9 protein-coding genes and 1 pseudogene are annotated in these 12,899 nt (G+C 68.8%); 5 read left to right on the forward strand and 5 right to left on the reverse strand.

Going from position 1 to position 12,899, the window contains the following annotated elements; translation table 11 throughout:
- Positions 1-3 precede the first annotated feature (3 nt).
- From ABZ490_RS14340 to ABZ490_RS14355, 4 genes and pseudogenes are all read right to left on the reverse strand, one after another.
- Positions 4-807 (reverse strand): annotated as a pseudogene (locus tag ABZ490_RS14340) (IS5 family transposase).
- A gap of 254 nt (positions 808-1,061) precedes the next feature.
- Positions 1,062-1,619, reverse strand: coding sequence for a ricin-type beta-trefoil lectin domain protein (locus ABZ490_RS14345; RefSeq protein ID WP_358989050.1), 558 nt, complete (start codon positions 1,617-1,619; stop codon positions 1,062-1,064).
- A 328-nt stretch (positions 1,620-1,947) separates the two neighbouring features.
- Complete coding sequence (locus ABZ490_RS14350; protein ID WP_358989052.1) at positions 1,948-2,076, reverse strand: hypothetical protein; 129 nt, start codon at positions 2,074-2,076, stop codon at positions 1,948-1,950.
- Positions 2,077-2,145: 69 nt separating this feature from the next.
- Positions 2,146-2,952 (reverse strand): IS5 family transposase, encoded by an 807-nt coding sequence (locus ABZ490_RS14355; RefSeq protein WP_358989054.1) that lies wholly within the window; start codon positions 2,950-2,952, stop codon positions 2,146-2,148.
- A gap of 440 nt (positions 2,953-3,392) precedes the next feature.
- Here ABZ490_RS14355 and ABZ490_RS14360 point away from each other — a divergent pair, with 440 nt between their 5' ends.
- The gene (locus ABZ490_RS14360) at positions 3,393-3,722 is read left to right on the forward strand and encodes a hypothetical protein (protein WP_358989056.1); all 330 of its coding nucleotides are present in this window, start codon (positions 3,393-3,395) and stop codon (positions 3,720-3,722) included.
- Positions 3,723-4,387: 665 nt separating this feature from the next.
- On the opposite strand, the gene rph is transcribed toward ABZ490_RS14360, so the two are convergent.
- The gene (rph, locus tag ABZ490_RS14365) at positions 4,388-6,985 is read right to left on the reverse strand and encodes a rifamycin-inactivating phosphotransferase (protein WP_358989058.1); all 2,598 of its coding nucleotides are present in this window, start codon (positions 6,983-6,985) and stop codon (positions 4,388-4,390) included.
- A gap of 705 nt (positions 6,986-7,690) precedes the next feature.
- Here rph and ABZ490_RS14370 point away from each other — a divergent pair.
- The 4 genes from ABZ490_RS14370 (at position 7,691) to ABZ490_RS14385 (ending at position 12,719) form a co-directional block, all read left to right on the forward strand.
- Positions 7,691-7,909 carry a hypothetical protein gene (locus ABZ490_RS14370; protein ID WP_358989208.1) on the forward strand — a complete coding sequence of 73 codons (219 nt, stop codon included), beginning with the start codon at positions 7,691-7,693 and terminating at the stop codon, positions 7,907-7,909.
- Positions 7,910-8,140: 231 nt separating this feature from the next.
- Positions 8,141-11,014 carry a BTAD domain-containing putative transcriptional regulator gene (locus ABZ490_RS14375; RefSeq protein WP_358989060.1) on the forward strand — a complete coding sequence of 958 codons (2,874 nt, stop codon included), beginning with the start codon at positions 8,141-8,143 and terminating at the stop codon, positions 11,012-11,014.
- A gap of 119 nt (positions 11,015-11,133) precedes the next feature.
- On the forward strand, positions 11,134-11,511 hold the full coding sequence (locus tag ABZ490_RS14380) for a hypothetical protein (RefSeq protein WP_358989062.1): 378 nt from the start codon (positions 11,134-11,136) through the stop codon (positions 11,509-11,511).
- A gap of 509 nt (positions 11,512-12,020) precedes the next feature.
- Complete coding sequence (locus tag ABZ490_RS14385) at positions 12,021-12,719, forward strand: SMI1/KNR4 family protein (protein WP_358989064.1); 699 nt, start codon at positions 12,021-12,023, stop codon at positions 12,717-12,719.
- Positions 12,720-12,899: the final 180 nt, after the last annotated feature.

A 12,899-nucleotide genomic window follows, 5' to 3' on the forward strand; every position in this document is an offset into this window, starting at 1 on the left:
CTTTCATCCTGAATAGTCGCAGTTCAAGAGTGTATGGATGGCTTGGACGGCGGTGCTGATACGCCGGGTTGAACATCGGGCTCGCCGTAACAGTCGCCAGGACTTCAGCTGTGCGAAGGCGCGCTCGCCGGGAGCCCGTAGCCGGGCGTGGTGGCGGTTGAACTGTTGGTAGTGCTCTGGCTGTTCGTGGTGGTGGTAGGGGGTGCGGGATGTGGCGCCGGCGCCCTGGTAGGCCCGGTCGGCCAGGACGAGGATCTGCCGGGTCAGGCAGGCTTGGAGGATGCCGTGGGCGCGGGCCGCGGTGAGGTCGTGGGTCCGCCCCGGTGTCGCGCGTGAGAACCACAGCGGGGTTCCGTCCGGGGCTGCGATGACCTGGACGTTCATCGCCGTGCTTCTTGTGTTTCTGCGAGTAGTACGGCTCGTCCGCCTTGACGCGGTCGGTCGGGATGAGCGTCCCGTCGACGATGACGAAGTCACCCTCGGCCAGCCCGACCAGGGCCTCGTGCAGGCCAGGCGCCCAGGCGGCCAGAACCTCGAGCGTCTCGTCGACGTAGCGCCACGCCGTCGCCTCCGACACCTCGAACCCGGCGCCGACCTGGGCGAACGTCTCATTCTTCCGCAGGTGGGCCAGTGCCAGCAGGGCCTGTCTGAAACAGCTCAACCTCCGCCACGGCGAGCGAAGTTCACGCCTTCGGGTGTAGATGAGCCAGGAGACATGCTCGACCAGCTCGTACGGCACATCGAGCGTGGAAGGATACGGAACCAACGAAGCCCCCCGGCCGTCGGCGTGTTGAGTGAGATCACCACACCAACGACAAGGGGCTTCGCCACGTCACCACACTGACCAGCCTGTTTCACTCCTCAGACCCCAGGATGAAAGAGGTTCACTGAGACCGTGCCTGCACTGCGTCCGCACCCGCCCGAACCGGGATGTCCCCTCCAAGGACGGGCCGGCACGGCACTCCGGACGAAACGCGATCACTCAACGGCCCCTGGCGTACCACCCGCCGAAGATCTTGGGAGGGCCATGCGGAGCCGCCCTCCCTCTTGATCAGGCTATGTCAGATACCTGACTTCCACAGCTGGTAGCCGCCGCCATTGCAGCCGATCGCGTAGACGTTTCCACTGTAATTGCTGTCCAAGCACGCCCCACTGGAAGTTGACTGGAGCTGAACCTGGTCCCAGCTCGACCCAATACCGGCGAAATTCATCGCAACGCCCTCGTTGCAGCTTCGGGTTTGAATAGCATCCCCGCCGAGGTGGGCCAGGCACTGATGGGTCCCCGCATTCCGGATCTTGACCACATCATAGGAGCCGTGGTACTGGTAGACGAGTTGCCACCTCTGATTCGTATTATTCTGGTTGCACGAGACTGTGCTGACGTTGGGTGGGTCTTGGCTGTACAGGCAGAGCCCGGTTTCCCAGTTGCGTAGAACGTTGTCTTTGATGATGTCGCCGGGATTGGAAGCGTACGCGGAACCGGAGTTCAGGAACACGAGCCCCATGGACGCCGCCAGAGCGAGCGTCATCGTCCCCGCACGGCGGGCGAAACGCCCTGCGGTGCGTGGCTGCACCGCTACCTCCGCCCGCTCCGCAGCGGGGCTCTTCGTGTATGCCATGTCAACTTCTTCCGCTTGGTTGAGCTTTGCAAGGGCCACGATCGGCCCGCACTACGACCGAACAGCGGCTGACGACGGCGTGATTGCCTTCTCTGTATCACTAGCTGCCGCGGAACACGATGGTGCCAGGCGTGAGCAGACGTTTCCACGTCCTTGCCCGTTCAACGGCTAAGTACAGGGAAACCGGACGCGAACCGCGCCAGGTGCGAGCGCAGGTACACCAGTGCCACCAGCGCGCGGTGAGGCGGGCCAGTCCCTCCCCTCACTCGTCGGCGTACGTCACCTGTTCGCCGACCTTGGCAGCCAAGGGAGAGGCAGGCTCCTTCGTTCAGATGCGGACCACCTTGCCCTTGACCTCCACGAAATCCACGGTGAGGATCAGGGACTCTTCCGTCTGGTCTCCAGCGTCGAACCCCTCCCCCTCTTCAAGTAGTTCAGCAACGGTGTAGGCACCCACGTCACCACTCCCGACTCAGGTCAACGGTCCCGAGCGGGGTCCACGACTTGATGGCTTAGTGAACCTCTTTCATCCTGAATAGTCGCAGGTCAGTAGTACGTGGATGGCTTGGACGGTGCGGCTGATGCAGCGGGTGGAGGAACGTGCCCTGCGCATGATGGTCCAGGACTTGAGCCGGGCGAAGGCGCGTTCGCCGGGGGCTCGGAGCCGGGCGTGGTCGCGGTTGAACTGCTGGTAGTGCTCGGGCTGTTCGCTGTGGTGGTAGTACGGGGTGCGGAATGTGGCGTCGGCGCCCTGGTAGGCGCGGTCCGCCAGGACGAGGATCTGTCGGGTCAGGCAGGCCTGGACGATGCCGTGGGCGCGGGCCGAGGTCAGGTCATGTGTGCGGCCGGGTGTCGCGCGGGAGAACCACAGGGGTGTGCCGTCAGGGCGGGCGATGACCTGTACGTTCATGCCGTGCTTCTTGTGTTTCTGCGAGTAGTACGGCTGATCGGCGCGGACGCGGTCGGTGGGGATCAGCGTGCCGTCAACGATGACGTGGTCGCCCTCACCGAGGCCGGTGAGGGCTTCATGGAGACCTGGGGCCCAGGAAGCCAGCACGTCCAGGGCCTCGTCCACGTAGCGCCAGGCGGTGGCCTGCGATATCGCGAACCCGGCGCCGAGCTGGGCGAACGTCTCGTTCTTACGCAGGTGGACCAGCGTGAGCAGCGCTTGGTCGAAGCAGCTGAGCTTCCGCCAGCGGGTGTTACGTGCGCGGCGGTGCTCGTACAGCAGCCAGGCAACGTGCTCAACGAGCTCATGTGGGACGTCGAGGATGGCAGGATACGGAACCAACAGGGCCCCTTCGGTCGCCGGTGTGCTGAGTGGAATCACCACGCCAACGACGAGGGGCCCTGCCTCGTCACCACACCCACTGACCAGCCCATTTCACCCGTCAGCACAGGATGAAAGAGGTTCAGTGACCGCGATCGCCGAGACGGGCCTGCGGGTCCGCTGCACGACCACGGCCAACCTCGTGAGCGAGCTCGCCGAGGCCGCGATGGAGAAGAAGCTGTACCGGACACCGGCCCGCTACGGGCGCGTTGACCGACCTGGACAAGACCGGTGCGAAGCCGACTGTTCATTCACCGCCCCCCCCAGCTCTGCTCGGCGATCGTGGACCGGGTCACGTTCAACGCGCACCTCGTCGAGACCGGACCGATAGTTTCCGCCTGGCCCGGACACAGAAAAAACGCCGCCAATACTGACCTCTGTGGGCCAACGGATGAGTTCTGCAACCACAAGTCGCAATCACCGCACGCTGATACCCTGCAAAGGTGCAGTCAATCAACTTCCAGGTGACACATCGCGTCATTGCGTCCACGGCTTCGCAGGAAATCCGCACCAACTCCAAAGGGACGGCTTTTCTGAACATCACGGTGGACGGAATTCCGCTGATAGAACTCGTCCGGCGAGTGGAACTGCCCTACGCGCAAACCGAGCAGGAAAATCTCGCCACAGAATCTCCCACCGACGCCGCCCCGCTGCTTGCGGGCGACTACATGCCGCTGTCCGCTGGGTTCGGCTGGCCTAATCGACACTTCCTTGGGGAGCCGAAGAACCTCCCTCGCGGCGGGAGGGAAGGCGAAACGACGCTTCTGGAGTGATGGCCCGAATCACCGTGACATCACAAAACGTGACGTGGTCGGCGCTCCGGAACACCTTCCGCGACTGGGATCTGAGTGCCCTCGGGAGCTTCACCTTCTCCCGCCCGCAGTACGAGGAATCGCTCAGAGCGGCAGCGCCGAGGCAGCCATAGGTTTCCGGTGACACCAGCAGCTGAGTGAGACGCATCGTTACGTCCTGACAGCAACACTGAGGCCGGCGCCCTACCAGACGCCGACGTCAGCCACCGCTGGGCCCGTCCGTTCTCCGCAGGCTTAGCCAATGTCCTACGGGTCGAGATCCTGCGGTCCGTCGAGCCTGTCGGGGGTCCTCCGTCCGGTCTGGATCCGATGCCTTTCACGCTATCGTCCCGGCCCCCCACGACCAGCGAACCCACCCGAACGCTGACGGCACCACACCCACCACCAGTCTGCCGGCCGGCGTGGACGGGGCGTGTTCACGGGTACGACCGCTGCTGTCCGACACCACTGCCCAGTACATCGGCGCAAGGCCTGCGCGGGAGGCGTACGGCGTCGCGCGCGCTCGGCTACCAGCAGGTCCTCGCCGCGTCACTGCGGGGCGTGAGCGGCTGCCCCGGCCCCGGCCCTGTCGATGACCGCTGCCGCCTCGTCCGGGCGTTTTCGCGGGGGCGCAGTCGACGGGTGGGTCAGGACAGGATCTCGATGTACCCGTCGGTTCCGTGGACGCGGATCCGCTGACCGTCGGAAATCAGCCGGGTGGCCCGCTCCACCCCCACGACAGCCGGCAGCCCGTACTCCCGGGCGATCACCGCGCCGTGGGTCATCAGACCGCCCACCTCCGTCACCAGACCCGCGGCCGCGACGAAGAGCGGGGACCAGCTCGGGTCGGTGTAGGTGGTGACCAGGATGTCGCCCGCCTCGAGGTCGGCCTGCGTCATGTCGAGGATGACGCGGGCCCTCCCCTCGACGGTCCCGGCGGACACCGGCAGACCGATCAGGGCACCGTCGGGCACGTCGTCGCGCCGGTATGCCCCGCTGAGGGCTTCCCCGTCAGAGGTGAGCACCCGGGGCGGTGTGAGCGACTCGTACGACCGGAACGCGTCTCGGCGCCGCTGCACGAGCTGCTCGTCGACCTGGTTGGTACGCACCGTGTCGCGCAGTTCCTGGAAGGTGAGATAGAAGATGTCCTCCTTCTCGGCCAGCACACGGTCCTGCACCAGGCGCTCGGCCTCCTTCAACAGGGCCTGCTTGTAGACGAAGTAGCGGCTGACGATCCCGTACTTCGGGTACTCCCGGTAGCCGATGAAGGCGCGAACCTGGTCGATCATCCGCTTGGTGTCGTCGGCCTTGGCCTCCCCGTCCGGAAGAGCCCGCAGACGTGCCAGTACATCCTGTTCCTTCTCCAGCGCCTTGTGCCGCCCTTCCTCGAAACGCCGTTGCGCGGCGCCCGGTTCGAAGGTCCTGATGTTGTCGAGGATCACCGGCACGAGCGTGGTGGGCCGCTCGCTCCAGCGCGGCCTCGTGATGTCGATCTCGGCGACGCAGCGCATGCCGTACCGGCCGAGGTAGGTCTCGATGGCGTCGCGCGCCTCGGCGCCGCCCGCGAGCTTGGGAAGTTCGTCCAGGAAGGCCTCGTCCTCGACGCCCTCGAGGAACGCCACGACCTCCGGGTGGGGGCGGATCGCGTCCGCGACGTCGAGCAGCTCCAGCCCCATCTCGGAGGTGATGTTGCCCGGAGCGGACAGGGTCAGTGTGTCAGCCGCGTTCTTCTCGCCGAGCCACTCCTGAAGGTGGTCGTTGAGCCACCAGGTGGCGTCCATCCCCGCCATGATCGCCTGGAAGTTCAGCGGATCGCCGAGGATCCGCTTGTGCTCCTCGAAGGCATCCAGCAGGAAGTCGAACAGCGCCGGGCCGGACTTGGCCGCGACATCGCGCTGAAGCGCGGCCACGGACGCACGGCTGCGTTCGATCAGCTCGGGGACGATCGCCGGATCGGCCTCGACCGGGACGGACGCACTGCGGGCCGGCGGCCCGCCGGGAGTGGCGTCCGACGCGGTCGGGACGAAGTCGTCGCGGTCGAGGACGGTCTCCAGAGCGTCCCTGACCAGCGGGTCGCCCCGGCCCATGAGGTCCAGGAGCGCGGCGCGGCTCGCGGGGGAGGCGAGCCGCCGGGTGACGTCGACGAAGAGCCGTCCGCCGGCCTCGGGCATCGGGACCATGGCCGTCAACTGCCACATGGACAGCCCCAGGGGCTTCATGGCGTCGGTCATCATCTGCTGATGGCCGACGGAGACGTAGACGTGATGGTCCTGGTCGTCACTCTCGGGGACGGGGAACAGGGTCGTGATGGGACGGCTCTGCACGATCTGGAACTCGTCGTCGGCCAGGCACCATTCGATGTCCTGCGGGCGGCCGAAATGCGCCTCGATGCGCCGCCCGAGCTCCACGAGCCGCACGACCTGGGTATCCGTCAGCGCCGGCTGTTCCTGCTGGCGTGGGTCGATCGCCACGTCCTGCGTGCCGCCGGTCGCCACGGCCCGAACGGCACGCTGTTTGGCGGCGATCGCCCTGGCGACGACCTCACCGTCCCGCACCTTGAAGACATCCGGGTTGACCAGTCCTGAGACCAGGGCCTCGCCGAGGCCGAAGCCCGCGTCCACGGTGGCGACCTTCCGGTTGCCCGTCACGGGGTCGGCCGTGAACAGGATGCCGGACGCGTCCGGGACGACCATCTGCTGCACCACGACGGCCATGTGGACCGTACGGTCGTCGATGCCGCTCCGCCTGCGGTAGGTCACGGCCCGCTCGGTGAACAGCGAGGCCCAGCACCGGCTGATGTGCTGGAGGATCGCTGTCCGTCCCACGACGTTCAGGTACGTGTCCTGCTGGCCGGCGAAGGAGGCCGTCGGCAGGTCCTCCGCCGTCGCGCTGGAGCGCACGGCGTAGGCGGAGTCCTCGCCCAGCCCGGCGAGCGCGCGGGTGATCGCCGCCACGAGATCGTCCGGGAGGATGGTTCCCTCGATGGTCCGGCGGATCTCCGCACTGAGTGTGCCGAGTGCGTCCCGGTCGTCGGGGGCCACCCGCGACAGCTGCTCGAGCTGGCCGTCGAGCGCAGGCGCGTCCGCCATGACCTTCCGGAAAGCGTCGGTGGTCACGCAGAACCCGGCCGGCACGCGGATGCCGTCAATGCGCGACAGCCCGCCCAGATGCGCGCCCTTTCCGCCTACGACGGCGACCTGACCCTCGTCGGTCTCCCGAAGGTCCAACACGTACTGCTCAACCATGCGCGTCCTCATCCTTGGTTGCCTTCCTGCCTGCGACCCGGGCGGCGCGCACTCCCCGTCCGCGCGCCGCGCCCGCAACCGCACTCCCGTTTCCGCAGGTGGTGGCCTTGGCCGACAATTCTGGGCCGTACCCGGGGCCTTGCCGCAAGCCCCCCGGTGCGCTATAAGTTAGGAGAGGCAAGGAGACGAATCTCCTTGCCTTCGGCGTTTCAGCGCCTCGATCCCTCCGCCCGGGCCCGGAGAGCGGATCCTCGAACCCGGCGCCGGCTGCACCGCAGGGCTGATCGCCCGCCTGGTCGGCGAGGCCGGTCACGTCATCACCATCGGGGTGGACAGCGATCTCGTGGAAGGTGCCCTCTGCGACCGGATCATCGCCACCGTCGGCGCCCACGGCCTGGTCGGCCACGACGGGCATCGCTGCGGCGCGTCCTCCTCTCTGACGGTACCCGCAGCCTCACCGCCCCAGGGCGCTGGACCGGGGCACTGGCCTGCACCGTACGGCACCGCGGCGTGGGCACCAGGACGCTTGACGGGCGCCGGGTCGCTGTCCTCGCAGCTCCCACCTCCGGCAGGGCCGGCCGTGCTCACGTACCTCTGGCATCAACAGTGCCGCACGCCGACCGTCCTGGATGCCGTTGGTTCGGCCGGGCATCCCATGGCGCGCTTCCTCGCCGACGATCCTGCTCGGCGAGGTGGAACGCGGGATTGTCCGGCAACAGCTGGGAGTTGCCCGGCAATCTCTGGAACAACCTCGACTACGGGCACGTGGGCTACTTCGACCTGACCGCCGAGAATCTGGGCAGGGTCTCCTCGCACCTGCGGACAGCCCTGACGAGCAACGGCCGGCTCGGGCGGCTCACCGATCACAGCTTTGTCGTCGAGGGTGCCAACCGCATCTTCACCTTTGTGGTGTCGTTCGACTGACCGCGCCGATACGGCACGGCCCGCAGGCCGTGGATCAGATGGTTCACCTGCCCCCGCATGTCGTCCGGGCCCGCGGGCGCCCGCACCGGGGCCGCGCCCACGTCGTACAAGCGGCGACACGGAATCAGTCGTGCTGTTCAACGACCCCGCGACAGCTGGACAATTGATCGAACGGATCACCGGACGAGCTGGGTGTGTGCGTGCGACAGCCGACATGGGGGGCGGGCCGGGATGACGGTGGAATTCGGGGTGCTGGGCAGTGTCGAGGCCGATATCGACGGTCGGTCCGCGTTGCTGGGGCATGCCCGCCAGCGGGGCGTGCTGGCGGTGCTGCTGGTGGACGTCAACCGTCCGGTGACGACCGATCAGCTGGTGGACCGGGTCTGGGGAGGCCGTCCGCCGGGGCAGGCCGTCGCCACCCTGCGCGGTTACCTCTCCCGGCTGAGGCAGGCCCTGGCGGCCACAAGCGAGGCGGCCATCGTGCGGCAGCCGGGTGGCTACGTTCTGAACACGGCCGGCACCGTGACCGTGGACATGCATACCTTCCGCGGGCTCCTGGTGCGGGCCCGCGCCGCCGTCGACGACACCCTTGCCGCGGCCCTGTTCGAACAGGCCCTGCGGCTGTGGCGCTCGGAACCCTTCGCGACGCTGGACACCCCTTGGTTGAACGCCCTGCGCGACACCCTGGTCCAGGAGCGGATGGCAGCCCAACTCGACTTGGGCGACGTGCGATTACGTCTCGGACAGCACGACGCCCTGCTGCCGGAGCTGTCGGCCCGTGCCGCGGCGTATCCGCTGGACGAACGTCTCGCCGCGCAGTTGATGCTCGCGCTGCACCGCTGCGGCCGTTCCGCCGAGGCACTGGACCACTTCCACCGCACCCGCGGCCGACTGGCGCAGGAGCTGGGCATCGAGCCCGGGCAGGCGTTGCGGGATGCCCAGGGCGCCGTCCTGCGCCGGGAGGACACCGCGGACACCGCCTCCGCTCCGGTCCCGCAGCTGGGGACGCCGACGCAGCCGATGGCACCTCCAGCTCAACTGCCGCTGTCCGTCGTGGCCTTCACCGGGCGCGAGGATGAACTCGCCCGCCTGGACGGCCTGCTGCCCGGCGCCTCCGAGGCCGGCCCGGCACGGCCCGCCGCCGTGGTCGTCTCGGCGATGTCGGGCACGGCCGGGGTGGGCAAGACCGCGCTGGCCGTGCACTGGGCCCATCGGGTACGCGACGCCTTCCCGGACGGGCAGTTGTATGTGAACCTGCGCGGATTTGACCCCGGCGGCCGTGTGCTGAGCCCGGCCGACGCGGTCCGGGGGTTCCTGGACGCCTTCGGGGTGCCCCTGGCGCGCGTCCCACAGAGCCTGGAGGCCCAGACGGGTCTCTATCGGAGCCTGCTGGCCGGCCGCCGGGTGCTCGTCGTGCTGGACAACGCCCGCGACGCCGCACAGGTACGACCGCTGCTGCCCGGCGCGCCTGGCTGTATGGCTCTGGTCACCAGCCGCGACCGCCTCACCGGCCTGGCCGCGGTGGAAGGCGCTGATCTGCTGGCCGTCGACCTGCTCACCCCGGCTCAGGCCCGGGACCTGCTCACCGGCCGCCTCGGCGCCCGGCGAACAGCCGCCGAGCCTGCCGCCGTCGACGAGATCGTCGCCCGGTGCGCCGGACTGCCGCTGGCCCTGGCGATCGTGGCCGCGCGCGCCGCAGCCCGGCCCCGCCTCCCGCTCACGGCCCTCGCCGCCGAACTACGCCGGGCGGAGAACCGCCTGGACGCCCTGGACGGCGGGGACCCGGCCACCCGGATACGCGCGGTGTTCGCCACCTCGTACCAGGCACTGAGGAGCGACGCCGCCCGCCTCTTCCGGCTCCTCGGCCTCCACCCCGGACCCGAAGTCACCCTGCCCGCGGCCGCCTCCCTGGCCGGGCTGCCGCGCGCCCGCACCGGCCCCCTGCTGAACGAGCTGTCCCGCGCCAACCTCCTCACCGATCACACCCCCGGCCGGTACGCGTGCTACGACCTGCTCCGCGTGTACGCCACCGAACTGGTCACCGCCCGCGACAGCGACGATGCCCGCCGCTCGGCGGTACACCGGATGCTCGACCACTACCTGCACACGGCCCACGCCGCCGACGCGTTGCTGAGCCGCAAGGAGGACCCGCTCCGCCTGTCCGCCGTCCGGCCGGGGACCGTCACCGAGGAACTCTCGGACCCCCGGGAGGCGCTGGCCTGGTTCACCGCCGAGCACCCCGTCGTCCTCGCCGCCGTCGAGCAGGCCCCTGCCGGTTTCGAGACCCACACCTGGCAGCTCGCCGCGGTCACCGCCACCTTCCTCATCCGGCAGGGACGCTGGCCCGCCCTGGCCGCGGCCCACACGACCGCCCTCGACGCTGCTCTGCGCCACAACGACAGGGTCGGCCTGGCCTACGCCCATCGCGGTCTTGCCTTCGCCCACACCAAGCTGAACCGCCCCGACCAGGCCCACACCCACTACCGGCTCGCGCTGGACCTGTTCAGGGAACTCGGCGACCACGCCGGCCAGGCCCGCATCCACAGCCAACTGACCACACTCTCCCTCAAGCACGGTGAACGCCGATCGGACGGGAACACGTACGCATCGGAAACGGGCGACGGTCCGGCGGCACTCGATGAGGCCCGCCAGGCCCTCGCCCACTACCGGGCAGAGCACAACCCGCGCGGACAAGCCATCGCCCTGAACCACATCGGCCGCATGCTCGCGGGGCTCGACGATCACCAACCCTCGGCCCTCGCCCACAGCCGGCAGGCCCTCGCCCTGACCGAGGAGATCGGAGATCTGCAAGGCCAGGTCCGCGCCTGGAGAAGTCTCGGCCACATCCACCGTCGACTCGGCCGGTACGAGCGGGCGGTCGACTGCTACGGCCAAGCCGTCGCCGTTGTCCGCGAGACCGACGACCGCTACCACGAAGCCGCCTGTCTCACCGACCTGGGCGACACCCACGCTTCCGCGGGCCACCCCGACGCCGCTCACACCGCCTGGACCCAGGCCCTGACCGTCATCGACGACATCCCCCTCCCGGACACCGCGCCCCTGCGGATCCAGGTTCTCCACAGCCTGGACAGGCGGTCGCCCTGACCGGTGACGCACTGCTCAAGGTTTGTCCAACGTTTGTCCCAGGCCCGCCCGGCACCTTGGTGCGCAGCAGCAGTCAGCTGCTCGAAGCGACAACTCACCCAAGTGATCGGGAGGCGGATATGAGAGGCACGTTCCGGCGAGGTGGCGCGGCGATAGCGGCGGTTGCCGCACTGAGCGCAGGGGGTCTGGTTCTGGCGACGGCGGGGAGCGCGTCCGCGAGCTCGTGGCTCACCGTGCAGACCGGCGCGGCCGTCTTCAAAGAGCCCAACCTGGCCGCCGGCACGGTCGGAGTTCCGGACCTGTGGAGCGGCGACCTGCTCCTGGCCGACTGCTGGAGCACCGGTCAGAACCTGAACAACAGGGGCAACATCTGGTACCACACCATCGACGAGCGGTACCTCCACCTCGGCGGACTCGAGACGACCGTCACCGGATGGACGTACGCCCCGTACGTGGACGGCAGCGCTGCTGCCAACGGGTCCATTCCGCACTGCTGACCGGACGTCGTTCTGCCGCCGCCGGGCCGTGGGGACGGGCGTGGCGGCGGTGACCGGTTTGCACAGGAACCCCCGATCACACGCGGGCTCGAAGGGGATGAGTGCCTTCACGGGAGCCAGCCCTCTACACGCGGCCGGACCGCCTCACCGAACGCGTCTCCCGGCCGCCCCGCAGCCATTCCTGCGGGTCGAAGGCCGGCGTATCCCTGCGCGGCCGCTGCGGCCGGCCCCGCCCCCATGCACCGCGGACGCCCGAACCGAGGCACGAGCGGCAGGGAGTGCGAGGTGTGCCGACAGACGCGGGAGCAGCAGCGGCGCCGCCGACGCACCGTGCTCAGGCGCACGGCCGCAGGCAGCAGCTCCGCGCTGACGGAGCGCGGGGGAGCGGGCGGTCCGTCAGGCGCGTGCGCGTCACGGGCATCTGGACCCGGCGAAGCGGACCGAGCCGTACGCTCCTCTGGAACGCCTCAACGGCTGAGAGCGCCGTTGGTCTGGCCTACAGTTCGGTCATGGGGGAGACGCGGTGGCGTGGGGTCCGTGAGCGGGTGGAGGCACTGGCCCGGGTGGATGAGGCACGGCAGGTCTTCGGGGCCTGGGACCTGGCCGGGGGATCGGGTCATCATTTCCGGTTCGCGGATCCGCTCGCGGAGTCGGAAGTCGCCGAGGCGGAGGCGCAGTGGGGTGTCTCGCTGCCGGCGGAGTACCGGAGTTTCCTGCTCGAGGTCGGTGCCGGAGGCGCGGGGCCGGGCTACGGGCTCAGCATCCTGCGCCGGACGGACGCGGGATGGCTGTGGAGCAACGTGGACCGTTACCTGCGCCACGACTACCTGCGGCTTCCGTTTCTGACGGCGGAGGAAAGATGGCGCGTTCTGGCGGAGCACGATGACAGGCAGCCATTTCTGTCCGGCTTCGACGACGAAGAGGCGTACTTCGCGGCATACAGCGCCTGGATGACAGCGGGTGACGAACTCTTCGACTGGGTCACGCGCGGTGCGTTGAAGCTCAGCCATGAGGGCTGCGGTTACTGCGACTGGCTCGTCCTCACAGGTCCGGAGAGCGGCCGTATGTGGGCGGACGACCGCCCGGGGGACGGTGAGTTCCGCCCCCTCGGCGAGCCACGGGTGCCCGTCGGATTCACACGCTGGTACCTCCACTGGGTGGAGGGTGCCGAGGCCACAGCCCGTCGTCCGCGCCGGCGTCCGCGATAGGAGAAGCGGTGCTGGGGCGCGTTGACCGGGACCGTGCTTGTCTTCCTTGAGGACGCCCGCCCCGGCGTCCAGCCGCGCGGGCGGCTGGGCTGATCATCGAGGTCCACCACCCGGTCGGGACCGGCACGAGGCCGACCGGTCACACACCGACAGGAGATCGGGACGGGGAACTGTGCCACC

Source organism: Streptomyces sp. NPDC005811 (genome assembly GCF_040630405.1).
Lineage (GTDB): Bacteria > Actinomycetota > Actinomycetes > Streptomycetales > Streptomycetaceae > Streptomyces.